Below are 24,357 nucleotides of genomic sequence, written 5' to 3' on the forward strand. Positions count from 1 at the left end.
CTTACAGCGAGGCTTCGAGGTTACGCCGCGGGTTGAAATCGCCCTGCAACTGACCGAGTTCGCGGTACAGTTGTTCGGCCGCCGCTGAGTGTTTATCGGGCACCGCCAGTTCCAGTTTAACCACCAGATCACCGCTCGGGTTTTTGCCCAGACCACGACCTTTCAGACGCAGTTTTTTGCCGGAGGTCGCGCCTTTGGGCACGGTCAAACGCACCGCGCCTTGCAGCGTCGGCACCATGACTTTGGCACCGAGGGCGGCTTCCCAGGGCGTGATCGGCAGGATCAACTGAAGGTCGCGACCGTCAACGCTAAAGCGCGCATGTTCGGCCAGTTCGACTTCCAGATAGAGATCGCCCGCTGCACCATTGCCAGCACCCGGCCCGCCCTGGCCCGCCAGGCGAATGCGTTGTCCTGGCAAGACACCCGCCGGTACCCGTACTTTCAGCGTGCGGGTGCGCGACTGACCCGGCTGCCAGCCGCTGTCCGGCAGGCGCAGACGGATTTCACGCTCAACGCCGTTGACCGCGTCTTCCAGGCTCAGGGTAATGCGATGGGTGACATCCTGGCCGGGTTGGTCAAACGCTGCCTGCCAGCTTTGTCGACCGCCACGGCCACCCATGCCGCCGCTCATGCCACCACTCATGCCACCAAAGACCGATTCGAAAAAATCACCAAACTGACGGTTAAAATCGGCGTCGCTGAAGCGACTCGACTGGCCACGACCACCACCGGCGCGCAGCTGCCGCAATTGGTCATACTCGGCGCGCCGTTTGGCGTCGCCGAGCACTTCGTAGGCTTCGCCGACTTCTTTAAAACGCGCTTCGGCATTGTCGGCCTTGCTGACATCCGGATGATATTGCCGCGCCAGTTTGCGATAGGCCTTTTTGATCTCGGCGGCATCGGCGCTATCCGACACCCCGAGCACGCGATAATAATCTTTGAACTCCATCTCGGGTCTCCGTTGAGAGCTCTAATCTGCGCTCATAATGTGACCAAACCGGCCGGAAACAAGGGTGTCAGTGCATTGATAACGCTTAACCAGCAGCCAGACTTTCCAGCGTCAAAGCGCTGCGAATCAGCCGTTCATCATCACCCGGCAAGGCCGTTAGCTGCACCGAGGTTGGCAGGCCCTGGCAGTCCGTTCCGGTCGGTAAGGCAATGGCCGGACAGGTTAACAGACTGGCCGCCATGGTCAGCCGCAAGGCTTCCAGATTGACCTTGGCATAGAGCGCATCATCGGTTTCCAGCGGCGCGAGCTCCGGTGCCACCTTGGCGACGGTTGGTGAAATCAACAAGGCGCCGTCGAGTTGCTCAGCCAGTTCCGCCTGCAACCGGGCACGGGCGCGATACAAGCGAATAACCCGATCGGGAGTGGCGTCTTTGATGGTCAGTAAGCGATCGCGCACGCGCGGATCAAAGTCGCTGGCGGGGCGGCTGTCGAGCAGGTCTTTGTATTCGGTGTAAGCTTCCATGCCGCCCAGCCAGCCGTCGTTGGCGATGGCGGCCAAAGCGTCTTGAATGGCGGCGACCGGGCGGCGAATCACCCGGATGCCAGCGGCGTCGAAACGTTCAGCGGCGGCCAGCAGATTGGCGCGCACCGCTTCGCTGATAAACGGATCGGCCAGTGCATCGGTATCGAGAATGACGCGGATATCGCTGGCGTCGACCGCACGGCGATGTTCCACCTTGCCCAGGCGCATGGCGTCGTCCACCGCCATTACATCGGTCAGAGTGCGCGCCAGCACACCCAACGTATCCATGGAACGCGACAAGGGATGCACACCGCCCATGGCCGGACGATGCATCGACGGCCGGTAAGTAACCAGACCATTAAAGGCCGCCGGAATGCGCAAGGAACCGGCGGTATCTGAGCCAACAGCGGCGGTGACGACGCCCTGCGCCACCGCCATGGCGGAACCACTGCTGGACCCGCCGGGCACGCGGGCAGGACCGCCTCGATCCAACGTCGGTGTGCCGTAATGCGGGTTCAGCCCCAAACCAGAATAGGCCAATTCGGTCATATTCACCTTGCCCACCGATACCAGCCCGGCCTGGCCCGCCAGCCGCACGGCGTCGGCATCGCGATCGGCCGGGACCTGATAGAGGCGACTGCCCGCCGTAGTCACCGTGCCGCTCATATCGACCAGATCTTTCCAGGCGATGGGCACACCATCGATCGGGCTGAGCCGCTGGCCGGCCTGTTGCCGCGCCCGCGCCTGCTGGGCTTCAAAGCGCGCCCGTTCGGCGAGAATATTGATAAAGACTGACGTCGAATCGGCGGCTTTGGCGAGCGCTGTTTCGGTCAGTTCAACCGGGTCTAAGCGGCCGCTGGCGATGCCTTCGGCCTGTTGCCAAAGGGTGATATCGGAATGGCTCATACTGTCCTCGTTTTGACTCTTTTATACCGCCCGGTGCTGCAGTGCTTCTCCGTGCATCAGGCGACGAATATTGGCGACGCTGGCGTTCAGGATACCGGTGACTGACCGATCGGTCAGCCCACCCAGATGCGGTGACGCGACCAGATTCAGTTGAAAGATGGGATCATTCGGATCCGGCGGTTCCTGCCAGAAAACATCGAGACCGGCGCCAGCCAGCTGGCCCGATTGCAGCGCCGAAAACAGCGCATCGCGCTCGACCAGTCCGCCGCGACCGACGTTGATCAGATAGCTGCCAACCGGCATCTGCGCCAGTCGTTCGGCGTTGATCAGGCCATGGCTGTCGCTGTCGTCGGGCAAGGCCAAAATGACGATGTCCGATTGCGCCAGCAGACGCGGCAGCTCATCCGCGCCACCCAACCAGTGCAGATCAAAAGCCTGGGCCAACCCAGCATCGGGCGTGCGTTTGATGGCGCTCAGTTGCACGCCGAACGGCGCCAGCCGCCGCGCGATAGCCTGACCAATGGCGCCAAAGCCGACCAGGCCCACGCGCTGACCGATCAGACTGATGCCGGTCGGCTGACCCATCAAACCAGCGGCCAGCGTAGCGGCGTGCTCCGGCGCACGGCGCAGCAGCGCCAGAAGCAGATAGATGGCCAGTTCAGACACCGAATCGGCATTGCCCGACTCGGCGGTGGGCACATTGGCGACAGCCACCGAGGCGCGTTGCGCAGCATCCAGATCAACGCCTTCCAATCCAGCGCCCATCTGCTGGATCAATTGCAGGCGGTCAGCGCCCTCAATCAGGGCAGCATTGAGCTCGCTCATGGTGGGAATGACCACTTCGAAACCGGCCAGGCTGGTCGGATTAAAGCCGGTGGCGACAAATTCCACCTCCGGCAAGGCGGCACGGAATCGCGCCAGAATTCCGCCCCAGGCGTTTTCCGGTGCGGCAAACATCACCCGCATAAGACGTCAGACTCCTCGTATTTTGCATGGCTGGTCGGCCAGGTAGATGAGTGCAGCAAGATGCAGGCCTAGTCCGAGGCCGGTTCGGTGACGATGCCCACCAGTTGCATGACCGCTGTTTCTGCGGCATCGAAATAGTCGCTGCTGGTCAGCGTTTTGGCGCCCAGCACCGCGCCTTGCAACAAGGCCAGAATCTGACGTGCCCGCTGCTCGGGCTGTGCCTCGCCCAGGTGCTGCAGTACGGTCTGTAACCAATCGAGATTCAACTGATAAAAGGCGGTCACGCAACGATTCACCTCGTCCGGCAGGCTGTCTTTTTCCGCGGCCAGCATCATGCAGATGGTCAGGCGATTGTTGCCCGCGCGCAGTTCGCTGCCGTAGATATCGACAAAGCGCTGCAATTGCGCCTGAGCGGTGATGCCACTGGCGGCAATCTGTTCCAGCGCCTGCGCAAAGCGCGCCTGGTAGCGACCGGCAACCGCCACACCCAGGTGCGTCTTGGTGGGGAAGTGGTAATGCACGCTGGCGCTTTTGATGCCGACGTCATCGGCCAGGGTGCGAAAACTCAAGCCGGAATAGCCGCGCGTGCGAATGGTTTCCTCGGCCCGCTCCAGCAGGCGTTCGGCAGTAGCGTTCATTGTTTTAACCGTTTTCTGACCTAGCGATCGGTAGTCTATTGACGCCCTGAGGTGCTGTCACTATAGTTTATCTACCTATCACTAGATAGATAAACGAGGAAAACGGTAATGACACAGACAGCGCAAGCGCAATTGGTGGTTCTGGGCGGTGGCCCGGGTGGTTACTCTGCGGCCTTTCGAGCCGCCGATCTGGGTTTGCAAGTGACCTTGGTCGAGCGCTACCAGCGCCTCGGTGGCGTCTGTCTGAATGTCGGCTGCATTCCCTCCAAGGCCTTGCTGCATATCGCCGGTGTGGTGGAGGAAAATGAACACTTGGCAGCGCTTGGCTTTAGCGCCCAGCATCCGCAACTGAGCGCGGTACACAACTATCGCGACCAGACCGTCGAACGCATGACCACTAACCTCAGCGCCATGGCCAAAGAACGCGGCGTCACCGTTGTTCAGGCTTCAGCTGTGTTTGAAGACCCTCAGCAGTTGCGCCTCAGTCACGCCGATGGCACTGAGTCCTTGCTGCGTTTTGAACAGTTGATTCTGGCGGTCGGATCGCGCGTCGTCGAACTGCCCTTCCTGCCCAAAGATGAACGCATCTGGGACTCCACCGACGCCTTGAAACTGAGTGAGATTCCCAAACGCCTGCTGGTCATCGGCGGCGGCATCATCGGCCTGGAAATGGCCACGGTGTATCGCGCGCTGGGCAGCGCCGTCACCATCGTCGAAGCAGCCGACCAGTTGATTCCAGCGGCCGATGCCGACCTGGTGCGGCTGTATCAACGTAACAACAAAGATCGTTTCGACATCCGGCTGAAAACCCGCCTCGACAGCGTCAGTGCCAGCGCGGCAGCCTTGAACGTCACCCTGGTGGACGCTCAGGACAACGCTGCCCAGGAGAAGCTAGAAAGCGCCGACTTCGACGCCATTTTGGTGGCCGTCGGCCGTCGCCCCAATGGCGATTTGATTGCAGCAGACAAAGCCGGAGTGAAGGTCGACGAGCGCGGTTTTATCGCCGTCGATGAGCAATTGCGCACCAACGTCGGCCACATTTTCGCCATCGGTGATCTGGTCGGCCAGCCGATGCTGGCGCACAAAGCCAGCCACCAGGGCCATGTGGCCGCCGAAGTCGCCGCCGGCGAAGCCGCACGCTTTGCTCCTATGGCAATTCCATCCATCGCCTACACCCACCCGGAAGTCGCCTGGACCGGACTGACCGAGAAAGAAGCCAAGGCACAGGGCCTGAATATTCGCACCGCCGCCTTCCCGTGGAGTGCCAGCGGCCGCGCCCTGGCGTCCGGCCAAAGTACCGGTCGCACCAAGCTGATTTATGACGCCGACAGCGATCGCCTGCTCGGTGCCGGCCTGGTTGGCGCGCACGCTGGCGAACTGCTCGGCGAACTGACCCTGGCGCTGGAATTTGGCGCCAGCACCGAAGACCTGGCATTAACCATTCACGGTCACCCGACGCTGCACGAAACCGTCGGCCTGGCCGCCGAAATGGCCAGCGGCACCATCACGGATCTGCCTAATCCGCAGGCCAAACGCAGTGCAGCGCCAGCCTGACTAGACGGTCGGTACGGTGCCGCCGTCGATGCGGAACTCGGCACCGGAAATGGCGCTGGCCTGATCGGACACCAGAAACAGGATCAGCTGCGCCACTTCCTCCGGCCGGGCCGGGCGACCCAGTGGAATGCCACCCAGTGCATCCATGATGATCTGGCGGCCACCGGCATAGTCGGTCCCCGCTTCGGCAGCGGTGCGCTCTACCAGGTGCACCGCGCCATCGGTTTCAATCCAACCCGGCGACACCTGCACCACGCGCACGCCCTTGGGCGTCACTTCCTTCGACACACTCTTGCTGTAGGTCGACAGCGCTGCCTTGGCGGCGGCGTACGCGGTGGTCGAACCGGGCAGCGGCAATTCGCGCTGGATGGAGGTGACATGAACCACCACGCCCGAACCCTGTGCCAGCATGGTCGGCACCAGCGCCCGGTCGAGCCGTACTGCCGGCAACAGATTCAGCGCCAGTTCCGCCTGCCAACTGGCGTCATCCAGTGCCGCAAAACCGCCGGGCTGGGCATTGGAACCACCCACCAGATGGACCAACACATCCAGTCGTCCCCATTGTTCCAGCACCCAATCGGCAACGCTTGCACAACCGGCGCCGGTGCTTAAATCAGCGGCGATAAAATGCACTTCGTCAGGCAATGACTGCGGCATGCGCCGGGCGGTGGTGACCACCTCAGCCCCCTGGGCAAGCAGCTGTGCCACCAGCACCGCACCCACGCCCTGGGTACCGCCGGTGACCAATACTCGTTTGCCGGACATCGTCCTGTTTGTCTCCGTCATGCCGCCACAATCTCCAATCGATCAATCAAGCCATCGACCAACTCAAAACGGTAACGCAATACCACTGGACTGCCAGGGAAATTGCCTGCCACCCGAGCGTCGACAAAAACGACCGGCGGCTGGCCGTCGACGGTCAGCGGAGTGCTGCGATGCTGATAACGTTCGCGGCTGTCGCGCGCCCAGGCGGCAATGGCCGTCGCCCCCTGACGCCATTCGCCTTCATCTTTAACTCTGGCCGTTGTGGTGAAGTGGCTCACCTGAGCCTCGATATCGCCAGCGTTGGCGGCGGCAAAATAATCGGCCAGTGGGGCCGGTAAATCAGTGAGGACGGTCATTTTCTCTGCTCCTGTCAATAGAGATCGCCATACTGGTATCCACCCTATAAAATGACAAGAACCGACAAAAAAGTAAGGTACTGACCATTGAGTAAGAATCGAGAATATACGCAGGACAGCGCGGCCGAAGGCGTCGAAAAAGCCTTAAAGATGCTCGAAGGCCGCTGGAAGCTGGTCATTCTGTTTCATCTCTTTGGCGGTCAGGTATTGCGCTTTTCCGAATTGGAAAAAGCCATCAATGGCATTTCCCAGAAAATGCTGATTCAACAGCTGCGCCAACTGGAAAACGACGGCATCGTGCAGCGCATCGTGCACCATCAGGTTCCGCCCAAGGTGGAATACTGCCTGACCGACTGGGGCCAATCGCTGTGTCCGGCGCTGGATGCACTGCTGGACTGGGCGGCGCAACAACCCAGCGACTGAACGCCCCGTCAGCCAAAGCTCAAGTTTCCCTCAACCCAACCGACAACCTGAGTATGTCGGGCTATCTAGGATGTGCTGTCGCCAGACCAAATCGACTTCGCCAAAAGTGCGATGACAGAGGGACTGGCCATGAAACACATTCTGTTCGGCTTGGCTTTAGCGTGCCTTGGCAACGTGAGCGCTGAGGGCTTGGAGCTCGAAGTGGGCGCCGCCACTCATCATTGGGTATCCAAGGGTTTGCAGGAAGACAACCAATTGCTCGGCGTCGGCTATAAGTACTGGGAAGCCGCCACCTTTATTAACTCATTCGGCGACCGCTCCTACAGCGCTGGCTACCGCTGGGCGCTGTCGAAATCCTTCAGTGTTAGTACGGGTGTGCTGCACGGCTACAGTGACAACGCTGACTGGTTTCCATTGACCATCGACGAAGAAGTGATTTTCGTCACGCTGAATGCTGAAACGCCAACGCAATCGGTACTGAACATGCGTGTTCGCCTGCTTGGCGAGGCCACAGTGGTGTCTGTGGTCATCCGGCCGCCCGGTAAAGAAACCCCATCAATCAAGACTAAGCCCGAGCCGGCCGCAATCGGTCCAAACGCAGCCGCTGGCGGTTATCGAACAATCGCCGACTGGCCAGCAAAACCGCCGCAAAAGTACCAAAGCCCGAACCGATAGTGATGCCGAACATAATCATGATCTGATATTTGACCGCCAGCGATGGCGGGCTGCCCGCAAGAATCTGACCGGTCATCATGCCTGGCACACTGACCACACCGGCGGCAGCCATGGCGTTGATGACCGGAATCAAACCCGAACGTACGGCGGCGCGGCGAATATCGCCCAGCGCCTGATCCGTCGTTTCCCCAAGCATCAAACGCGCTTCGATCAGGGCGCGCTGGCGCCACGCTGAATCGGTCAACCGATCCAGCGCCAGCGTTACCGAGGTCATGGTGTTGCCGAGAAACATGCCCAGCAACGGAATGGCGTATTGCGGCTGATACCAGGGGTCCGGTTGTACCACAACGGTCAGCATCAGGATGGTGACCGTGAACGCCGAGATAAACATCGACACGGTGCCGACCACAAAACCCCAACTCCCCGCCAGCGGACGCTGTTGCCGCACCCAGACTTCGCGCCCGGCCAATATCAACATGGTCAGCGCCAGCAATGCCACCCACACCAGAGCGCCAACGGCAAAGAGCGCTTCCAACACCAGGCCGATCAGAGTCAATTGCACCGCTGTCCGCAGAGCAGCAATCAGCAGCGTGCGGCTCAACCCAAGGCGCGCCAACCAGAGTGTTGCCGCCAGCATCAGCAACAACGCAGCCGCGATGCTCAGTTGCCAGACACTCAGTTCGATAACGTTCATGCGGGCGTCACCTCCGACGCTTCGCCCAGCATCAGTCGCTCATCGGCCACGCGCGCCAGTTGGGCGTCGTCGTGGGCGACCCAGATGGCGACCTTTTGTTGCGCGCGAATGATCTCAAGCAACCAACCTTCCACCCGGTTGCGACTGCGCTCATCCAGGTTGGCGGTCGGCTCGTCCAGCAACAGCACCGCAGGCTGATACGCCAAGGCACGCAGCAGCGCCAAGCGTTGTTTTTCACCGGTGGATAAGCGGTCGATGGTCCAGCGCGTCGGGTCCGAGCTGAAACCCAGCCGTTGCCAATCGTTCACTGTGTGGTTGGGAAAATGCTCGGCCACACTGTCGAACCACCACTGGCTTTCGGCCGGCACCAGCATCACCTGGCGACGCCAGTCGTGAGCGGCGAATGCGGACTGCGACTGGCCGTTCAATTCGACCTCACCCGAGTGCGGGTCCAAATCCGCCAGTGCGCGCAGCAAGCGGGTTTTGCCCGATCCGGATGGGCCCGACAGACCGAGGATTTGGCCAGGGGTCAGGGTGAGGTTGAGTGCGGGTTGGTCGGCTACGGAGAGGTTAATCAGTTGCAGCATGAGTCAGTGGGCTGTATGAGGGCGTCTGAGGTTGGGTGTTTTTACCGGCCCGGTCAAGGATCACCAGCGCAGAGGCGGAATGCTCGATCCGCCAATCAGCCTGTCGACGGATCGAAACAAGACAACGTTATTACTCTGAGCCAGCCTGGCTGAGGCTGTCACGCGCACTGGCTAATATTTCATCGGACAAGGCCGGATCTGAAACCGCGCGCGCTATGATCATAGCGCCGACCGCCGTCGACAAGGTATGGATGGCCTGACGTCGCCCTTGCTCAGCAGTAACGCCATCGATGTGCGGTGCCAGCCGCGCAAGAGACTGCTGTATCTGCTCGGTAAACGGGCCGGCGATCTTTGGATTGCGAGCAATCGACGGACCCAGCGCCGCTATAGCGCACCCGTTACCGGGGTCATCACGATGCTGCGCCGTCAGGTAGCTCTCAGAAAAGGCAGCCAGCGGATCAGACTGGTCCAGCGGCGCCTGGCGTTGCTCATCCAACTGCGCCATGGCGTGACCCACCGCTTCAGCGGCCAACGCATCCTTGGAACTGAAATGCGCATAGAAAGCACCATGCGTCATCCCTGCTGACTGCATGATTTGCGCAACACTGACACTGCCAAAGCCCTGTTCACGGAACATCCGGGCGGCAGCCTGCAGAATTTTTTCATGCTTGGCTGCGGTCTCGCTGCGTGAATACCTCATGCTGACTCCTCGTTTTACTGACGACTCCGAAATGCAGCGGAGTTTCTTGACACCCCAAATATATGATGACTATCATAAATACGCAAACATGATGATGATCATGAATAAGGCGCCCAGTCAGTCTGGCGATCAACTGATATTCCCTTTGAATTTTCAGGAGAAACAGGATGAAAACCTATCTGATTAACCACCTGCGTATACCGAACGACGTCCCCAACGAGGCGGGCTTGTCTTATCTGGAACAGGTTGAAGCGACCGTTGCACCCTTTGGCGGTAAATGGCTGGCCCAGGGCCCGGCTGATGTTGTTGAAGGCAGCTGGCCGGGTTCTGTCGTGCTGATGGAATTTCCCAGCCGCAAAGCGGCGAACGACTGGTACCAGTCAGCCGACTATCAAGCCATCCTGCCGTTGCGAACCAATAACGCCATTTCCGATATCGTGCTGATTGACCAGATGCCCGAAGGATTCACCATCAAAGGCTTTGTTGCCGACATCCGCAGCGCACAACAAGCCGGATGATTGCAGGCCTGCTGCGGCCGGGTGATGTCGGGTTGAATGGTGGCAAAGCGGGTTCGAAGGCAGTATCGAGGGAGCGGTAAAACAGCCGATTTATACAACGTGCAAAGAGGTGGTCAGCGTTGCAGTTGAAGCGCCGCCGACCGCGATGGACGGGGCACATTCGTGCCTCACCTTTTTTATTGGCATCCTGCGCCGGCCTGCTGATCCGGTACACCGACCCGATCCACCACTCGTGCCTGGCATCAAAAGCGGCCTGCACGACCGCCCCAAGATTAGTGTTATGGTCGCATACCGACAGCAAAAGCAACCAATGCCAGCACCGTACAAACCGACAAGATAACGGCCAGTGCGCCGTAGGCGGCAAGATCAAGTATGCCAATAAGACTGATGGTGATGGCCGCACAGCCCATTTGCAGAAACCCGAGCAGAGCCGATGCACTGCCAGCCTGAGCGCCGAAGGGTTGCAGCGTGATGGCGGTTCCCAGAGGATTCACCAAGCCCATCCCAAACAGAAATATCGCCAGCGATACAGAGAAAAAGACCGGCTGCGGCGCACCGACCAACAACAGAACACTGCCGGCAACAGCGATGACAATGCCAGCCAGTGCTACTGCTTTGGCCCCCCAACGATGAGCAAAGCGCGGGGCCATAAGACCGGCGCCGAATACAACGAAGACCGTTGCCGCAAAAAACAACCCCAGGCCCAGCGCTGAAAAACCAAACCCATCCATCAAGATAGCCGGTGTGGCGGCGAAAAAAGCGTAGAGCCCACTCAGGATAAGACTGACCGACGCCGCCGGCACGATAAACCGGCGATCACGCAGAAGCAGAACATAGCCGCGGAAAATACTGCTGGCCGATACCGCCGAGCGCCGGCCCGGCGGATGCGTTTCCCCCAGACTGACGGCATAGAACACTGCAAACACCAGACTCAGCAAACCGACCAGGACAAACATTCCCCGCCAGCCAACCAGGCTATTGAGCCCGCTACCAAGCAGCGGTGAAAAACCCGGCGCCGCCGCCATCGCCACCATGATCAACGACAACGCGCGTGCCAATGGGTCGCCGTCGAAAAGATCACGAGCAATGGCCCGCGACAGCACGGCCGCCGCACACACGCCCAATGCCTGAACGATGCGGCCGACCACCAACAGCGACAGATCGGTGGCCATCGCACTCAGCAAACTGCCAACCAGGAAGACACCCAATCCACCCAATACCAACCATTTTCGGCCGACATGGTCAGATAAAGGGCCGACCAGCAGCTGCCCGAAGGCAAAGGCCACAAAAAAGCTGCTGAGGGTGACACTCAGATGCCGGGTCGAGACCCCCAGCGCACTGCCCATGTCCGGGAACGCAGGCAAGATGATATTGGTCGACAACGCGCCCAACGCCGCCAGACCAGACAGCAGGAAAAGCAGCGACGCGGTCAGCTGTGGCGCAACGGGCCGGTCGGGTACTCCGGTTTTGCAATCGTCCGGTAGCGAAGGGGTAACACCCAGTTCCTGCAGCGATTCGTTCATTGGTACTCCTGTTAGCCCGCGGCGACGTCTTTGAGATAAACACCCTGTGACAAACCTTGTTTGACCTGACGCGTTGGCTCATCGACCGCCACCTCTTCCGCGCCCGCCTCTAAAGCATCCAGCGCGAGCCGCACAACCTCTTCCGGTGTCACTTTCGGTACATCGAAACCTCGAGTGAGATCCGTGTCGATAAAGCCGGCATGGAAGCCAAGCACCTGTGTTCCCTGAGCGCGCAACTCATGCCGCAGGCCATTGGTCAACGCCCAGGCCGCAGCCTTACTGACGCCATAGCCGGCCAGTGACGGCGTATTGATCCAGCTCAGAATGGACAAGATGTTCAGCAACGCGCCGCCGCCATTGCGGCCCAGGATGCCCGCGAAGGCACGGCTCAGGTTCAGCATGCCGAACAGGTTGGTGTCCAGTTGCTCGCGCAGCAGGGGTTCTGAATCATCGGTAAGAAAGCCACTCAGTCGTGCAATGCCAGCGTTGTTGATGACCAGAGTGACATCAGCGCAGAGGCTGGCGGCCTTGGCAATTTCTGCTGCGTCGGTTACATCGAGCTGGACCGGCACAACACCGGGTAACGTCACCGAGGCCGGATCGCGGGCCGCCGCATACACTTTCGCGGCACCACGAGCCAGCAACTGTCGGGAGAATTCCAGACCCAGGCCACGATTGGCCCCTGTGATAAGAACTACAGCACCGTCGAGTTTCATAGGTTATCTCCTGCGCTAACGCGCTTTATTGATATGATGATCGTCATATTATTGGCCGTTAAAATCGATTGAATCGATATCGAGCAATCCCTTTAAGCCTGAGGTTCCCAGCGGCGAAACAGCACGCTGGCGTTGACGCCGCCAAACCCAAAACCATTGGATATCGCATACTCCATTGGCATAGGCCTAGCCTTAAAGCCGACCAGATTGAGTCCAGCGGCGAAAACGTCTGGATTCACCAAATTCAGCGTGGGCGGGACGACCTGATCACGCAGCGCCAGCACCGTAAAGATGGCCTCAATCCCCCCGGCGGCACCCAGCAGATGACCCGTCGCCGACTTGGTAGAAGTGATTGCCACCGGCGAGGTATCACCGAACAACGCTCGTATCGCCGCCAGCTCGCTTTTATCGCCCACTTGCGTCGACGTCGCATGCGCATTGATATGCTGAACATCGCCCGGTTCCCGCTCGGCTTGTCGCAATGCCTGCGCCATCGCACGGCGTGCACCGTTGCCATCCTCCGGACCAGCCGTCAGATGATAGGCATCTGCACTGGTGCCATACCCCACGAGCTCAGCCAGCGGACGAGCACCGCGGGCTAATGCATGATCCAGTGACTCAATCACCAGCAGCCCGGCACCTTCCCCCATCACGAAGCCATCACGATCCTGATCAAAGGGACGTGAAGCCTGTGACGGGTGATCGTTGTAAGCGGTCGACACGGCCCGTGCAGCCGCAAAGCCACCCAGGCTGACAGAATGAATGGCTGCCTCGGCACCTCCGCACAAGGCAACATCCGCTTCGCCGCAACGGATCAGCCGCGCCGCATCCCCAATGGCCTGAACACCCGCGGCACAGGCGGTTACCGGTGCGCCGAGCGGCCCTTGAAAACCATGACGTATCGACACCTGTCCCGCTGCGAGGTTGGCCAAAAAGGACGGAACGGTGAAGGGTGATAAACGGCGGGGACCGCGCTGATCGGTCGTGCGCACCGACTCAGCCATAGCACCAAAACCGCCAATACCGGTGGCAATGATCGTGGCGGTCCGCTCCCGCTCAGGGGCTTCTTGCGGTGCCCATTTCGCCTGAGCCAAAGCCTCCTCAGCCGCCACCAAGGCAAACTCGATAAAGCGATCCATTTTCTTGCGATCTTTAGGCGCCACCACGCGTTCAGGATCGAAGCCCGCGACAGAGTCTTCTGCCAGTGAAGGCACTCGCCCGCCCACACGACTGGCCACGCCTTCGGAAAACTCGGGGGGCAGCGCGGCGATTCCGGACTGTCCGGAAAGCAGCCGACGCCACGTCTCTTCAGTGCCACACCCCAGCGGCCCCACTACGCCCATGCCCGTCACGACGATACGTTTATGCTGACCTTGCATCGGCTCACCTCTCTTTTTGTGCCTACGGTTGCCAGGTGATGTCGACACTGCGAGCGCCGCTTAATGCCCACAGACCACCTGATTTCATATGATATTGATCATATTTTTTGCCGCTGAAAAGCGTTCAAAACGACTGGCATGGCAGGGCTCAAGTATCGTATAGCGCCAGAAGCTCGCGCCGGGTATCGGCCAAGACGGCCCGGCCCTGATCGTTGTCGCCCAAGATGCGCGCCAGTTGCAACGCCCCGATCAAAGTACTGGTCACCGTCCAGGCGGATTCTTCAGGGTGACGCCCGGGCAATACCTGGATGACACGGCGGTGCAGATTGCGCACCAGTGAGCGCGATGCCTCCAGCACAATGGATGGCTGATTGGGCATTTCCGTACTCAGCGCCGCCACCGGGCAACCCCGCTCACGCTTGGCAATCATGTCGTCGGACAAATAGGTTTCCACCAACGACCGAAACGGCCCCACCCCTTCTTGGGTCAGCCTGGCCAGGCTGTCGTCCAACGCACGGGCAATGTCGTCATCGGCACGGGCAACGGCAGCACGAAGCAGATCATCTCTGGAATCAAAGTGAGCATAGAAACCGCCATGGGTAAGCCCGGCCTCATTCATCACCTCGGCAACACCGACGCCACGAAAACCCTTCTTGCGCACTAGCTGGGATGCCACTTTAAGAATCCGCTCGCGCGATGCTTCTTTGCGGTTGCTGCGTTTACTCTGTTTCATATGATCACCATAATATTATGAGCATCATAAAGTCATAGTAACTATCCTCGCAAGCTTTTTCTGAAAAGCGTTGACTGACGGCGTGATTATCAAAAGTTGGTGGGCCGGACCAGCGAACCGAACGATTGTTAAAGACGCTCGGCTCCTTGTTCTGACAACCGTGAGCGCGGTTTGAGATGAGGTGGTGATTTGCGTGGTTGAGTCGGGTACTGGCTGGGTTGACAGGATTTTAAAAGCAGCTGGCTTTGGTGTGATGAAGGAAGACGGTGGTTACGGCACTTCCGGTCGGGATGGACTGGGGTGCGTTGCACCCCACTCTGTGGGCGCCTGCGGCGGTCCTGGATGCTGCGCATCCAGTCGAACCGGAGGGTTGACGCCCAGGGATGGGCTAATGCGGCGGGCGCATGGATGCGCTGGAGTCGCCTTCCACACCGCCCGAACCGGGAGAATTAAAAAAGCCCCCTGCCTTTTGGGCCGGGGGCTAGAAACTATGGACAGTGGTGACAGTACATCCGGTCGGGATGCGCTCCCTGCGGTCGCGTTCTCCGCTGCGCTGCGAATCGAACCAGAGGGTTCGTCCACACATCCCGAACCGGGAGAATTAAAAAAGCCCCCTGCCTTTTGGGCCGGGGGCTTTTTTAATTCTGGCGGTGAGGGAGGGATTCGAACCCTCGATACGTTTCCGTATACACACTTTCCAGGCGTGCGCCTTCGACCACTCGGCCACCTCACCGTAAATCGTTGTCACCGCGTGCGGCGCAACGGCGGCGAACTCTAGCGGATCGTTGTAATCAATGCAAGTTTTTTAAGGAAAACAAGCGCTTAGCCGTTAATTGGCTATTGCCGTACCAGCCGTCTGTTGTCGGCTTCGAAGTTCGGGTCGTTGCTGCGGTAGGGGTTGATGTCGAGGCCGCCGCGGCGAACGTAGCGGGCGTAGACGGTCAGTTTGTCGGTGCCGCAGTGTTGGCGTAGATCTTGGAAGATTCGCTCGACGCACTGTTCGTGGAATTCGTTGTGCTGGCGAAAGGAGATCAGGTATTTCAGCAGGGCGGCGCGGTCGAGTTTGGGGCCGTGGTAGTCGATGACCACACTGCCCCAGTCCGGTTGGCCGGTGACCAGGCAGTTGGATTTCAGCAGGTGGCTGTTAAGCACTTCGTGCACCGGCTCGCCCGGCTGCGTCGCCAACAAACCCGGGTCGGTCTGGTATTGATCGGTTTCGATGTCCAGGTCGTCGATGTTGTCGCCCGGCAGGCCGAAGACGTCGGCGCTGTGGCCCATCTGCCCCAGCGGTACCAGGGTGACGCGCACCTCAGCGCCGGCGGCTTTGCTGAGGTCGGCCGACATGGTTTCCGCCACTTCGCGCACGCTGGCAAAATGGCTTTGGTTGAAGGAGTTGAGGTAGAGCTTGAACGACTTCGATTCGATCAGCCGTGGCGACTGCGCCGGGATAAAAAATTCACCCAGCGCGACCACCGGCTTACCCTTGGGGTTGAGCCAGGACAGTTCATAGGCATTCCAGATATCGACACCCGCAAACGGCAGATCATTGCCATCAATGCCGATTTCATCGCGCTTGCCCTGTCGCTCGATGGGAAACAGCAGCGTCGGATCGTATTCGGCGATGTAGGCGCTGGTTTTACCCAGCGGGCTCTGTTCGGGCGTCGACATGCTCATCTCTATTCCGTCACCTCTGTTGCAAGTTCGTTTAGCTGCGCAGGCCGCGACCGGTATTGAGCAGGTACAGCGCCCAACCCATCAGTGCTGCCAGGAAGACGAACAGCATGCCATAGGCCGACACCACCGGAATATCGCTGACGCCGATGATGCCGTAACGGAAGGTGTTGACCATATAGAGAATGGGGTTGAGCTTGCTCACCCATTGCCAGACTTCCGGCAGCATGCTGACCGAATAAAAGACGCCACCCAGATAAGTCAGCGGCGTCAGAATAAAGGTCGGCACGATGGTGACGTCATCAAACTTGGTAGCGAAGATGGCGTTGATCAAACCGGCGGTGGCAAACACCACGGCGGTCAGCAGGATAACGCTGAGCATCACAAACAGGTTGTGCACTTCCAGGTGAGTGAACCAGAGGCTGAGCAGCATAACGATGATGCCGCAGGCCAGACCCCGAGCGACGCCACCAAACACAAAGCCCAGCATGATCACCCAGTTGGGCACCGGCGAGACCAGCAATTCCTCAATCGATTTCTGGAACTTGTTGGAGAAAAAGCTGGAACTGACGTTGCCGTAGCTGTTGGTGATCACCGACATCATGATCAGACCGGGCACGATGTACTGCATGTAATCGACGCCGTCCATCGAGCCGATGCGGTTGCCGATCAGGTTTCCGAAGATGATGAAGTACAGCACCATGGTGATCGCCGGTGGCAGCAGCGTTTGCACCCAGATGCGGGTAAAACGGCGAATTTCTTTGGACAGGATGGTGTAGAAAGCGACCCAGTAAGGATGATTCACGCGGCGCCCTCCTGCTTAGGCTGTTTGGTGGTGAGGTCGACGAACAGTTCTTCCAGCCGGTTGGTCTTCGGCCGGATGCTGGTTACCACTAAACCGTGCTGCTGGAACTGGGCAAAGACATCGTTCAGGTTCTGATCATTGGCCAGATCAAATTCCAGGCTGCCGTCGTTGGTCAGGCGGCAGTTGAGACCGTCGAGGTCCGGCGCAGCGGTCAGATTCTGAGTAATGTCGGCCACGAAGGTGGAGCGTTGCTTGCCCTGCAACAGTTGCTTGGTCGGCGCCTGAGCGATGATTTCACCGCTATCGATGATGGCGATGTTGCGGCACAGACTTTCGGCTTCTTCCAGGTAATGAGTGGTCAGAATAATGGTGGTGCCCTGGGCGTTCAGTTCGCGCAGGAACTGCCACATGGAGCGACGGATTTCGATGTCCACGCCCGCCGTCGGCTCATCGAGAATCAACATCCGAGGTTCATGCACCAGCGCCCGGGCGATCATCAAACGACGCTTCATGCCGCCGGAGAGCATCCGCGCCGGCACATCGCGCTTGTCCCACAGGTCCAGTTGCTTGAGGTATTTCTCGGTGCGCTGCGTCGCCAGTTTACGCTTGATGCCGTAGTAACCGGCCTGCTGGATCAGGATGTCGTCCACTTTCTCGAACGAATTAAAGTTAAACTCCTGGGGCACCACGCCCAGGCTGCGTTTAACGCCTTCGCGTTGGCTGTCGAGATCAAAACCGCACACGCTCACCTGGCCGGAACCTTTGTTAACCAGCGAGGAGACGATGCCGAGGGTGGTGGATTTGCCAGCGCCGTTGGGGCCGAGCAGTGCGAAGAAATCGCCTTGGTCGACGCGCAGATCGATGCCTTTGAGGGCTTCAAAACCGTTGTCGTAGACCTTGCGCAGTTGCTGAATATCAAGAGCTAACGTCATGGAACTCCCGTACGTTGGCGGGCCGGCCTGGGTCGCTGTCGTAATGACGCAGATAACAACAGAGCCAGCGGAAAAAACGAGGCGTATAAGTGGTTGCTAAAGTCACGATTTCAATGGAGTCACCGCATGAAAATCCTCATCACCGGCGCCAGCGGCTTTATCGGTTCGATGCTGGCACGGGCGCTGCTTGAACAGGGCCACTCGGTCGACGGCTGGCAGCACCGCAAGCCACTGCCCGAAGGCGTTCAACCCATCCGCCAACTGGAGCAACTGAACCGCCACTACGATGTGCTGATCAACCTGGCCGGTGCCAGCATCGCCGGAGGTCTTTGGACCAAAGCACGGCAGCAGACCCTGCGCGCATCGCGCATCGATTTTACCCGCGACCTGCTCGGCCAGCTGGGCCACAACGGCTTCAGCGTTGGTCATTTAATCAGTGGTTCGGCCATCGGTTATTACGGCACCGGCGATCAGCCGGTGAACGAAGACAGCGCTCCGGGCAACGACTTCAGTGCCCAGCTGTGCCGCGATTGGGAAGCCGCCGCCCGCGACGCTGAACCAAAGGTCGAGCGACTGACGCTGATCCGCACCGGCCTGGTGTTGGGACGCGACGGTGGTTTATTGCCCACCCTGGCGCGCCCGGCGCGCTTTGGCATGGCAACACGGCTCGGTGATGGCGATCAGGGACAAAGCTGGATTCACTGGCAGGACTATCAGGCGGCCATCGACTGGATCATCGCCAAGGGTTTAACCGGTCCGGTGAATCTGACCGCGCCGAACCCGGTCAGCCAGGATCGTTTTAACCGTGAACTGAGCCAGAGGCTGCACCGCCCCTACTGGATGCGACTGCCCGGCGGACCGCTGCGCTGGACTTTGGGCGAGCTGTCGACGCTGCTGCTGGATGGCCAGTACGTCGAGCCCAAACGCCTGCTGGATAGCGGTTTTGAATTTCGTTACGCCAGGCTTGCTGATGCGCTGGCGCAACTCTATTCAGTAGCACGCTGATTGTCGCCGCTACCCGGGTCTGCTACAAACGCATGTCCGTCATCCAAGGAGAGTCTTAATGGCCAGCAAGTGGGCAAATCGTTTCTTTCAAATGGCCGAGTTGGTCGGCTCCTGGAGTAAGGACCCTTCGACTCAGGTAGGTGCGGTAATCACCGAGCGCAATCGCGTGGTATCGCTGGGCTTCAACGGCTATCCGCACGGTGTTTCCGACCGCGCCGATACCGAAGATCGGGAAATGAAATACGCCAAGACCATTCACGCTGAGGAAAACGCCATCCTCTTTGCCAAGCGCGATCTGGCTGACTGTGAAATCTGGGTGACGCACTTCCCCTGCCCCAACTGCGCCGCCAAAATTATTCAGACCGGCATTAGCGTGGTGCATTGCCCGATGCAGAGCGAAGATTATTTATCGCGCTGGGGCGACAAGGTGAAGATCAGCGAATCGATGTTTGCCGAAGCCGGTGTGCGGGTGCACTGGGCCAAGCCCTGAACCGGCGCCTCGGTCACACCTTAAACTGCTGCACTGCCTGATCCAGATCCTGGGCCACATTCTGCAGTTTGTGTGTCTGTTCCGCCGCCTGCTGGGCGCCTTCGGCGGTGCCCTCAGAGACTTCACGAATGGCGACGATGTTCTGATTGATCTCTTCGGTAGTGGCGCTTTGTTGCTCCGACGCCGTGGCGATCAGCATGTTGAGTTCGTTCAGATGCGTCATGGCGCTCATAAAGCTGGTGAAACGTTCCTGCGCTGAGCGCGCCTGTTCGGCAACATCCTGAGTCGCCGACTGACTCGATTCGATCACCGCCACGGCCGACGCCGATTGCTCCAGCATCCACTCGATCTTGACGCGAATTTCTTCCGTCGATGCCTGAGTACGACCCGCCAGAGTGCGCACCTCATCGGCCACCACGGCAAATCCCCGACCTTGTTCACCGGCGCGTGCCGCTTCGATGGCCGCGTTTAACGCCAGCAAATTGGTCTGCTCAGCAATGCCGCGAATGGTCGCCAGAATGTCTTCGATGCTGGTGACGCCTTCATCGAGTTGACGAATCACCTCGGCAGCGCTGGCCATTTTTTCTTCCAGCGCGCCGACCGCCGTCATGGTGGCTTTAACGGTGGTGTCAATGACGCGGGCATCCTGTTCGCTGTCGCGCATTTCACGACTGGCGACTTCAGCATTGCTGGCCACTTCGCGAATCGACGAGGTCATTTCGTTGATGGCAGTGACCACCATATCCAGCTCAGTGCGTTGACGCTCAACACTGGCGCGGGTCTGATCGGAAATTGCCGTGGTGTCGTGCGCCACCCGACTGAGGGTTTCATTGTGCGTTTGAATGCGGCCGATCATGCCACTCAGCGTGCCCACCAACTGCTCCGTCGCCTGGCTGATATCGCCCAGTTCATCGCGACTGTGACGGCCAAACTGAGCGGTAAAATCACCCTCGCCGACCTGTGTCATATAAGCCCGCAAGCGTTTCAGCGGCTGGCGAATAGAGCGCACCACCAGCACCGACACCAGAATGCAGAACAACACCGCAACCGCCGCGACCGCGATCAGCGCCACACGCGATTCCACCACCTGATCCTGCGCCCGGCGGCCAATGGAGCTGGCGGCAGCATCAACGCGCGCGGCAATGCGACTGAGCAACGCCACCTCGGTGCTCAAGCCATCCTGAGTCTGCACCACACCGATGCGCAGCGCCGCCTTGATCTGCAAAAAGTCATTCTGCAACGGCGCCAGACCTTCGTTGGCGGTGACCTTTTCCACCAACTGACCGACCAGCGGGCCAAGCTCCTGCTGGAATTCACCGATCAAGGGTTCCTGGCGTGCCCGCGCCATCAACTGAAAGCCGAGCCGGCCGTAGTCGTTCATAAAGTCGCGGAAGTTATCCTGAGCGGTGCGGAAATCGGTCAGGCTGTTGACCAGCGCCAACTCCCGGGCCCAGGCCGAGCCGTGGCTGACCAGATTGCGAATGTCGTAGAGCATTTCCCGGTTATCCGGGTCTTCGACGTCACTCAGATAAGCCGGAAACACCGCGTCCAGGTCACTGATGATGACCTGCAAGTCCTGACGGATGGTGGCAATCTGCTGTTGAGCCACCAGCGACTGACCGTAAATGCGCATGTTTTCGCGGATACCTTCGAACAGCTCCTGGCTGCGTCCGACAATGATTTTCAAATCACGGCGGCTGGCTTCCAGAGTGCCCAACTGATCCAACTGCAGACCCAGTGCGTCGGCGCGGTTGGCAAAGGCTTCGGTCGCGGCTTCGAAGTCGCTTTCCAGACGCCCCAGCAACTGCGGATCGACGGCGTTGTAATGCTCAATCGCCAGACGGCTGACCTCAAGCAATTCGATCTGCAGATCACCGACGGTTTTCTGCGCCGGAGCGGCACCGGAGACCACGCGCCCGACCCCGCCATTAATGCGTTCCAGGCCCAGGGCGCCGAGCATCACCACGGCGATGATGGCCAAACTCAGGATGACGAACGCCAAGTTCAACCTGGAAGCCACATTCAATCTCAGACTGGGTTTGCTCAACGCCCACTTCATAGTCAGGTTCCTTGTTGTTTTTTCGACGGCCTGATAGCACTCGACGCTCTGTTTATTAACGGCGTTCGCGCGGTTTTCTATAGCACCTTAGTTGTGTTCACCGACCTGCCGTACGCCCTTGACGGCCTGTTGCCAGCCCGCGTACAGCCGATCGCGGTCGGCTGCGGACATCTGCGCATCGAAATGCTGTTCGCACTGCCAATAACCCGAGATGTCGTCTAAAGAAGCGTAGAGCCCCGACGCCAGGCCTGCCAGAAAGGCTGCGCCCAGCGCTGTAGTTTCAGTGACGGTGGGACGGTCGACCCGGGTACCGAGTACGTCGGCCAGAAATTGCATGGTCCAGTCGTTAACCGCCATGCCACCATCCACGCGCAGGGCTTCCAGCTCTTTAGCGCCGTCGGCGCGCATGGCGTCGACCAGATCACGCGTCTGATAAGCCACACTCTGCAGGCCGGCGGTCACCACTTCGGCGATGCCGGAATCACGCGTCAGACCGACAATGGCGCCGCGTGCATCCGGATCCCAATAGGGTGCGCCCAGACCGGTAAAGGCCGGCACCAGATAGACGCCCTGGTCCGCTCCGACCTGCTCGGCGAGCGCGGTTGAATCCGACGCTTTTTCGATCAGCTTGAGGCCGTCGCGCAGCCACTGCATGGTCGCACCGGCCATAAAGATGGAGCCTTCCAGCGCGTAGGTGACTTCGCCATCCAGACGATAACCGACGGTGGTCAGTAATTTGTTATGCGATTGCAGTGGCTTCTTGCCAGTGTTCATCACCATAAAGCAGCCGGTGCCGTAGGTGCTTTTCACCATGCCCCGTTTGAAACAGGCCTGGCCGAACAAGGCCGCGTGCTGATCGCCGGCGATGCCGCGTACCGGAATGGAGCCGCCCAGTAAATCGGCGTCGGTATCGCCAAAGTCGGCGGCGCAATCTTTGACCGTCGGCATCATCGACGCTGGGACATCCAGCATGTCGAGCAAAGCGCTGTCCCAACGCTGGGTGTGAATATTGAACATCAGGGTGCGCGAGGCGTTGGTGGCGTCGGTGGCGTGTTCACGACCGCCGGTCAGCCGCCACAACAAAAAGCTGTCGATGGTGCCAAAGGCCAGTTCGCCACGTTCGGCGCGCTCGCGGGCGCCATCGACGTTCTCGAGAATCCAGCGGACTTTGGTGCCAGAGAAATAAGGATCGAGCAGCAGGCCGGTTTTTTCGGCGACCCAGGCGGCGTGGCCATCATCGCGCAATTGGTGGCAGAAGTCGGCGGTGCGTCGGTCCTGCCAGACGATGGCGTTGTACACCGGCTCGCCGGTTTTCTTGTCCCAAACCACCGTGGTTTCACGCTGATTGGTAATGCCAATGGCGCGGATGTCGGAGGCTTTCAGCCCGGCTTTGTCGAGCACCTCACGACAGACGCTGAGCGTCGATTGCCAGATGTCTTCCGGATCGTGTTCGACCCAGCCGTTATGAGGAAAAATCTGCCGGAATTCCTGTTGCGCACTGTGCAAAGATTGCCCATCCCGATTGAACAGAATGGCGCGAGTGCTGGTGGTGCCCTGATCGATGGCGAGCAAGGTGTCGGACATGATGACTCCTTCGATTATTGTTTTACCCAGATTGATCCGCTGCGGTTATCAGAACCGACGCCGATCCGGCTGGCGCCAGTGTACCCCTTCACACCTCAAGCAACATCGCCAACGCTCTGCTTCCGAGTACATTCTGAAAACGATTTCATTCATTAGAAGCCCCAAGATAGGGGCTGAGAGAGCCATATTATATATTCGTATAAGCCAAAAGCGGCAGAATTGAAAAAATTCTTGAAAACGTTTCCAAGGCTCACCATACTCGCCTCACCAGGTGTTACCCAAGCACCTGACTATAAAAACAACACGACAAGAGGTAGCGCGACGTGCACGAAATCAGCGGCACTGATCGATGGCATCGCCTGATCCCCTGGCTGTTCCTGTTACCGGCCATGCTGTTCTTTGCGGTCTATGTGATTTCGCCGATCCTGCAGAGCATCTGGATCAGTTTCTTCGACTGGGACGGTTTTGGTGACAAAGTCTTTATCGGCCTGGGCAACTACATAGAGCTGACCGAAGATCCGCTGTTCTGGACATCGCTGAAGAACAACATTCTCTGGTTACTGTTCTATATGCTGGCGGTGCCGCTGGGTCTGGGCGTGGCGCTGTTTCTGAATCAGCAGGTGCTGGGTATCCGCGCCGTCAAATCGCTGTTTTTCTTTCCCTTTGTGATTTCTCAGGTCATCGTCGGCGTGGTCTTCGCCTGGTTCTATGACCCCAGCTACGGCCTGCTGCAAAAGGCCCTGGGACTGTTTGGCATGGGGCCGCTGCCGATCCTCGCGGACGAAACCCTGGTGACCTACGGCATCATCGCCGCCGGCCTGTGGCCGCAGATCGCCTACACCATGATTTTGTATCTCACCGGCCTCAATAACCTCAACCCTGAGCAAATTGAAGCGGCGCGTATGGACGGCGCACACGGTTGGAAGATGCTGCGTCACGTCATTATTCCGCAACTGCGCCCGGCCACTTTTCTGGCCATCGTTGTCACCGTCATCGGCGCCCTGCGTTCCTTTGATCTGGTCGCCACCATGACCGGTGGTGGTCCCTATGGCAGTTCATCGGTGCTGGCGTTCTTTATGTACGAGCAGGCCATTTTCAATTACCGCATGGGTTACGGCGCGGCTATCGCCACAGTGCTGTTCGCCATCATGCTGATCTACATTTCCTTCTTCTTGTGGCGCATGCTGCGGGCCGAGCGAGGTTAAG

General features: G+C 59.3%; 25 protein-coding genes and 1 tRNA gene. 7 read left to right on the top strand and 19 right to left on the bottom strand.

All coding sequences use genetic code 11. The annotated features are described in order from the left end of the window. Position 1: 1 nt before the first annotated feature. From ABMA60_RS17480 to ABMA60_RS17495, 4 genes are all read right to left on the bottom strand, one after another. Complete coding sequence (locus ABMA60_RS17480) at positions 2–949, bottom strand: DnaJ C-terminal domain-containing protein (protein ID WP_392805904.1); 948 nt, start codon at positions 947–949, stop codon at positions 2–4. An 85-nt stretch (positions 950–1,034) separates the two neighbouring features. Beyond that, on the bottom strand, positions 1,035–2,378 hold the full coding sequence (locus tag ABMA60_RS17485; RefSeq protein ID WP_392805906.1) for an amidase family protein: 1,344 nt from the start codon (positions 2,376–2,378) through the stop codon (positions 1,035–1,037). A gap of 21 nt (positions 2,379–2,399) precedes the next feature. Further along, the gene (locus tag ABMA60_RS17490; RefSeq protein WP_392805909.1) at positions 2,400–3,344 is read right to left on the bottom strand and encodes a 2-hydroxyacid dehydrogenase; all 945 of its coding nucleotides are present in this window, start codon (positions 3,342–3,344) and stop codon (positions 2,400–2,402) included. Positions 3,345–3,412: 68 nt separating this feature from the next. Beyond that, entirely contained in the window at positions 3,413–3,982 is a 570-nt protein-coding gene (locus tag ABMA60_RS17495; RefSeq protein WP_392805911.1) for a TetR/AcrR family transcriptional regulator, read from the bottom strand. 108 nt (positions 3,983–4,090) lie between these two features. Between ABMA60_RS17495 and lpdA the strand changes: the two genes are divergently transcribed. Next, positions 4,091–5,536: a dihydrolipoyl dehydrogenase gene (lpdA, locus tag ABMA60_RS17500; RefSeq protein WP_392805913.1), complete on the top strand. Its 1,446-nt coding sequence runs from the start codon at positions 4,091–4,093 to the stop codon at positions 5,534–5,536. Here the strand turns inward: lpdA and ABMA60_RS17505 are convergent, their stop codons facing one another. Then, entirely contained in the window at positions 5,537–6,322 is a 786-nt protein-coding gene (locus ABMA60_RS17505; protein ID WP_392805915.1) for an SDR family oxidoreductase, read from the bottom strand. It lies immediately after the preceding gene. Further along, positions 6,319–6,657 (bottom strand): nuclear transport factor 2 family protein, encoded by a 339-nt coding sequence (locus ABMA60_RS17510; RefSeq protein WP_392805917.1) that lies wholly within the window; start codon positions 6,655–6,657, stop codon positions 6,319–6,321. Before ABMA60_RS17510 ends, ABMA60_RS17505 begins: the two co-directional genes overlap by 4 nt. An 87-nt stretch (positions 6,658–6,744) precedes the next feature. Between ABMA60_RS17510 and ABMA60_RS17515 the strand changes: the two genes are divergently transcribed. Further along, positions 6,745–7,080 (top strand): winged helix-turn-helix transcriptional regulator, encoded by a 336-nt coding sequence (locus ABMA60_RS17515; RefSeq protein ID WP_392805919.1) that lies wholly within the window; start codon positions 6,745–6,747, stop codon positions 7,078–7,080. Between the two features lie 129 nt (positions 7,081–7,209). Continuing rightward, positions 7,210–7,755 carry a hypothetical protein gene (locus ABMA60_RS17520; RefSeq protein ID WP_392805921.1) on the top strand — a complete coding sequence of 182 codons (546 nt, stop codon included), beginning with the start codon at positions 7,210–7,212 and terminating at the stop codon, positions 7,753–7,755. Here ABMA60_RS17520 and ABMA60_RS17525 read toward each other — a convergent pair. From ABMA60_RS17525 to ABMA60_RS17535, 3 genes are all read right to left on the bottom strand, one after another. Then, on the bottom strand, positions 7,646–8,449 hold the full coding sequence (locus tag ABMA60_RS17525; protein WP_392805923.1) for an ABC transporter permease: 804 nt from the start codon (positions 8,447–8,449) through the stop codon (positions 7,646–7,648). The genes ABMA60_RS17520 and ABMA60_RS17525 overlap by 110 nt on opposite strands. After that, positions 8,446–9,036: an ATP-binding cassette domain-containing protein gene (locus ABMA60_RS17530; protein ID WP_392805925.1), complete on the bottom strand. Its 591-nt coding sequence runs from the start codon at positions 9,034–9,036 to the stop codon at positions 8,446–8,448. The genes ABMA60_RS17525 and ABMA60_RS17530 overlap by 4 nt, the downstream gene beginning before the upstream one ends. A 130-nt stretch (positions 9,037–9,166) precedes the next feature. Next, complete coding sequence (locus ABMA60_RS17535; protein WP_392805927.1) at positions 9,167–9,736, bottom strand: TetR/AcrR family transcriptional regulator; 570 nt, start codon at positions 9,734–9,736, stop codon at positions 9,167–9,169. A 167-nt stretch (positions 9,737–9,903) separates the two neighbouring features. Between ABMA60_RS17535 and ABMA60_RS17540 the strand changes: the two genes are divergently transcribed. Continuing rightward, a complete protein-coding gene (locus ABMA60_RS17540; RefSeq protein ID WP_392805930.1) occupies positions 9,904–10,254 on the top strand; it encodes a DUF1330 domain-containing protein in 351 nt (116 codons plus the stop codon). Between the two features lie 278 nt (positions 10,255–10,532). On the opposite strand, the gene ABMA60_RS17545 is transcribed toward ABMA60_RS17540, so the two are convergent. The 8 genes from ABMA60_RS17545 to ABMA60_RS17580 form a co-directional block, all read right to left on the bottom strand. Beyond that, complete coding sequence (locus ABMA60_RS17545) at positions 10,533–11,777, bottom strand: multidrug effflux MFS transporter (RefSeq protein WP_392805932.1); 1,245 nt, start codon at positions 11,775–11,777, stop codon at positions 10,533–10,535. 11 nt (positions 11,778–11,788) lie between these two features. Then, the gene (locus tag ABMA60_RS17550; protein WP_392805934.1) at positions 11,789–12,493 is read right to left on the bottom strand and encodes an SDR family oxidoreductase; all 705 of its coding nucleotides are present in this window, start codon (positions 12,491–12,493) and stop codon (positions 11,789–11,791) included. 92 nt (positions 12,494–12,585) lie between these two features. After that, positions 12,586–13,872, bottom strand: coding sequence for a beta-ketoacyl-ACP synthase II (gene fabF / locus ABMA60_RS17555; RefSeq protein ID WP_392805936.1), 1,287 nt, complete (start codon positions 13,870–13,872; stop codon positions 12,586–12,588). Between the two features lie 148 nt (positions 13,873–14,020). Beyond that, positions 14,021–14,605, bottom strand: coding sequence for a TetR/AcrR family transcriptional regulator (locus ABMA60_RS17560; RefSeq protein ID WP_392805939.1), 585 nt, complete (start codon positions 14,603–14,605; stop codon positions 14,021–14,023). A gap of 645 nt (positions 14,606–15,250) precedes the next feature. Then, a tRNA-Ser gene (locus tag ABMA60_RS17565) sits at positions 15,251–15,338 on the bottom strand. Between the two features lie 104 nt (positions 15,339–15,442). After that, positions 15,443–16,279, bottom strand: coding sequence for an NADPH-dependent 7-cyano-7-deazaguanine reductase QueF (gene queF, locus ABMA60_RS17570; RefSeq protein WP_392805941.1), 837 nt, complete (start codon positions 16,277–16,279; stop codon positions 15,443–15,445). Positions 16,280–16,310: 31 nt separating this feature from the next. Beyond that, positions 16,311–17,081, bottom strand: a complete 771-nt coding sequence (locus ABMA60_RS17575; RefSeq protein ID WP_392805943.1) for an ABC transporter permease — start codon at positions 17,079–17,081, stop codon at positions 16,311–16,313. Beyond that, positions 17,078–18,013: an ABC transporter ATP-binding protein gene (locus tag ABMA60_RS17580; RefSeq protein WP_392805945.1), complete on the bottom strand. Its 936-nt coding sequence runs from the start codon at positions 18,011–18,013 to the stop codon at positions 17,078–17,080. The genes ABMA60_RS17575 and ABMA60_RS17580 overlap by 4 nt, the downstream gene beginning before the upstream one ends. Before the next feature lie 126 nt (positions 18,014–18,139). Here ABMA60_RS17580 and ABMA60_RS17585 point away from each other — a divergent pair, with 126 nt between their 5' ends. Continuing rightward, positions 18,140–19,018 (top strand): TIGR01777 family oxidoreductase, encoded by an 879-nt coding sequence (locus ABMA60_RS17585; RefSeq protein WP_392805948.1) that lies wholly within the window; start codon positions 18,140–18,142, stop codon positions 19,016–19,018. A gap of 58 nt (positions 19,019–19,076) precedes the next feature. Further along, a complete protein-coding gene (locus ABMA60_RS17590) occupies positions 19,077–19,508 on the top strand; it encodes a dCMP deaminase family protein (RefSeq protein ID WP_392805952.1) in 432 nt (143 codons plus the stop codon). Positions 19,509–19,521: 13 nt separating this feature from the next. On the opposite strand, the gene ABMA60_RS17595 is transcribed toward ABMA60_RS17590, so the two are convergent. Both ABMA60_RS17595 and glpK read right to left on the bottom strand, forming a co-directional pair. Then, positions 19,522–21,567 (bottom strand): methyl-accepting chemotaxis protein, encoded by a 2,046-nt coding sequence (locus tag ABMA60_RS17595; RefSeq protein ID WP_392805955.1) that lies wholly within the window; start codon positions 21,565–21,567, stop codon positions 19,522–19,524. An 87-nt stretch (positions 21,568–21,654) separates the two neighbouring features. Beyond that, entirely contained in the window at positions 21,655–23,151 is a 1,497-nt protein-coding gene (gene glpK / locus ABMA60_RS17600) for a glycerol kinase GlpK (RefSeq protein WP_392805958.1), read from the bottom strand. 389 nt (positions 23,152–23,540) lie between these two features. On the opposite strand from glpK, the gene ABMA60_RS17605 reads away from it, so the two are divergent. After that, complete coding sequence (locus ABMA60_RS17605) at positions 23,541–24,356, top strand: carbohydrate ABC transporter permease (protein ID WP_392805973.1); 816 nt, start codon at positions 23,541–23,543, stop codon at positions 24,354–24,356. Position 24,357 lies beyond the last annotated feature (1 nt).

Source organism: Saccharospirillum sp. HFRX-2, from assembly GCF_043196805.1.
Classification (GTDB): Bacteria; Pseudomonadota; Gammaproteobacteria; order Pseudomonadales; family Natronospirillaceae; genus Saccharospirillum.

What these genes read in the sequence shown, in the direction of transcription:
- fabF (WP_392805936.1), bottom strand. Translation starts at nt 13,872, where the DNA reads ATGCAAGGTCAGCATAAACGTATCGTCGTGACGGGCATGGGCGTAGTG.
- ABMA60_RS17485 (WP_392805906.1), bottom strand. Translation starts at nt 2,378, where the DNA reads ATGAGCCATTCCGATATCACCCTTTGGCAACAGGCCGAAGGCATCGCC.
- ABMA60_RS17550 (WP_392805934.1), bottom strand. Translation starts at nt 12,493, where the DNA reads ATGAAACTCGACGGTGCTGTAGTTCTTATCACAGGGGCCAATCGTGGC.
- ABMA60_RS17545 (WP_392805932.1), bottom strand. Translation starts at nt 11,777, where the DNA reads ATGAACGAATCGCTGCAGGAACTGGGTGTTACCCCTTCGCTACCGGAC.
- ABMA60_RS17585 (WP_392805948.1), top strand. Translation starts at nt 18,140, where the DNA reads ATGAAAATCCTCATCACCGGCGCCAGCGGCTTTATCGGTTCGATGCTG.
- ABMA60_RS17560 (WP_392805939.1), bottom strand. Translation starts at nt 14,605, where the DNA reads ATGAAACAGAGTAAACGCAGCAACCGCAAAGAAGCATCGCGCGAGCGG.
- ABMA60_RS17510 (WP_392805917.1), bottom strand. Translation starts at nt 6,657, where the DNA reads ATGACCGTCCTCACTGATTTACCGGCCCCACTGGCCGATTATTTTGCC.
- ABMA60_RS17605 (WP_392805973.1), top strand. Translation starts at nt 23,541, where the DNA reads ATGCTGTTCTTTGCGGTCTATGTGATTTCGCCGATCCTGCAGAGCATC.
- queF (WP_392805941.1), bottom strand. Translation starts at nt 16,279, where the DNA reads ATGAGCATGTCGACGCCCGAACAGAGCCCGCTGGGTAAAACCAGCGCC.
- ABMA60_RS17490 (WP_392805909.1), bottom strand. Translation starts at nt 3,344, where the DNA reads ATGCGGGTGATGTTTGCCGCACCGGAAAACGCCTGGGGCGGAATTCTG.
- ABMA60_RS17580 (WP_392805945.1), bottom strand. Translation starts at nt 18,013, where the DNA reads ATGACGTTAGCTCTTGATATTCAGCAACTGCGCAAGGTCTACGACAAC.
- lpdA (WP_392805913.1), top strand. Translation starts at nt 4,091, where the DNA reads ATGACACAGACAGCGCAAGCGCAATTGGTGGTTCTGGGCGGTGGCCCG.
- glpK (WP_392805958.1), bottom strand. Translation starts at nt 23,151, where the DNA reads ATGTCCGACACCTTGCTCGCCATCGATCAGGGCACCACCAGCACTCGC.
- ABMA60_RS17520 (WP_392805921.1), top strand. Translation starts at nt 7,210, where the DNA reads ATGAAACACATTCTGTTCGGCTTGGCTTTAGCGTGCCTTGGCAACGTG.
- ABMA60_RS17525 (WP_392805923.1), bottom strand. Translation starts at nt 8,449, where the DNA reads ATGAACGTTATCGAACTGAGTGTCTGGCAACTGAGCATCGCGGCTGCG.
- ABMA60_RS17595 (WP_392805955.1), bottom strand. Translation starts at nt 21,567, where the DNA reads ATGAAGTGGGCGTTGAGCAAACCCAGTCTGAGATTGAATGTGGCTTCC.
- ABMA60_RS17495 (WP_392805911.1), bottom strand. Translation starts at nt 3,982, where the DNA reads ATGAACGCTACTGCCGAACGCCTGCTGGAGCGGGCCGAGGAAACCATT.
- ABMA60_RS17590 (WP_392805952.1), top strand. Translation starts at nt 19,077, where the DNA reads ATGGCCAGCAAGTGGGCAAATCGTTTCTTTCAAATGGCCGAGTTGGTC.
- ABMA60_RS17480 (WP_392805904.1), bottom strand. Translation starts at nt 949, where the DNA reads ATGGAGTTCAAAGATTATTATCGCGTGCTCGGGGTGTCGGATAGCGCC.
- ABMA60_RS17530 (WP_392805925.1), bottom strand. Translation starts at nt 9,036, where the DNA reads ATGCTGCAACTGATTAACCTCTCCGTAGCCGACCAACCCGCACTCAAC.
- ABMA60_RS17540 (WP_392805930.1), top strand. Translation starts at nt 9,904, where the DNA reads ATGAAAACCTATCTGATTAACCACCTGCGTATACCGAACGACGTCCCC.
- ABMA60_RS17505 (WP_392805915.1), bottom strand. Translation starts at nt 6,322, where the DNA reads ATGACGGAGACAAACAGGACGATGTCCGGCAAACGAGTATTGGTCACC.
- ABMA60_RS17535 (WP_392805927.1), bottom strand. Translation starts at nt 9,736, where the DNA reads ATGAGGTATTCACGCAGCGAGACCGCAGCCAAGCATGAAAAAATTCTG.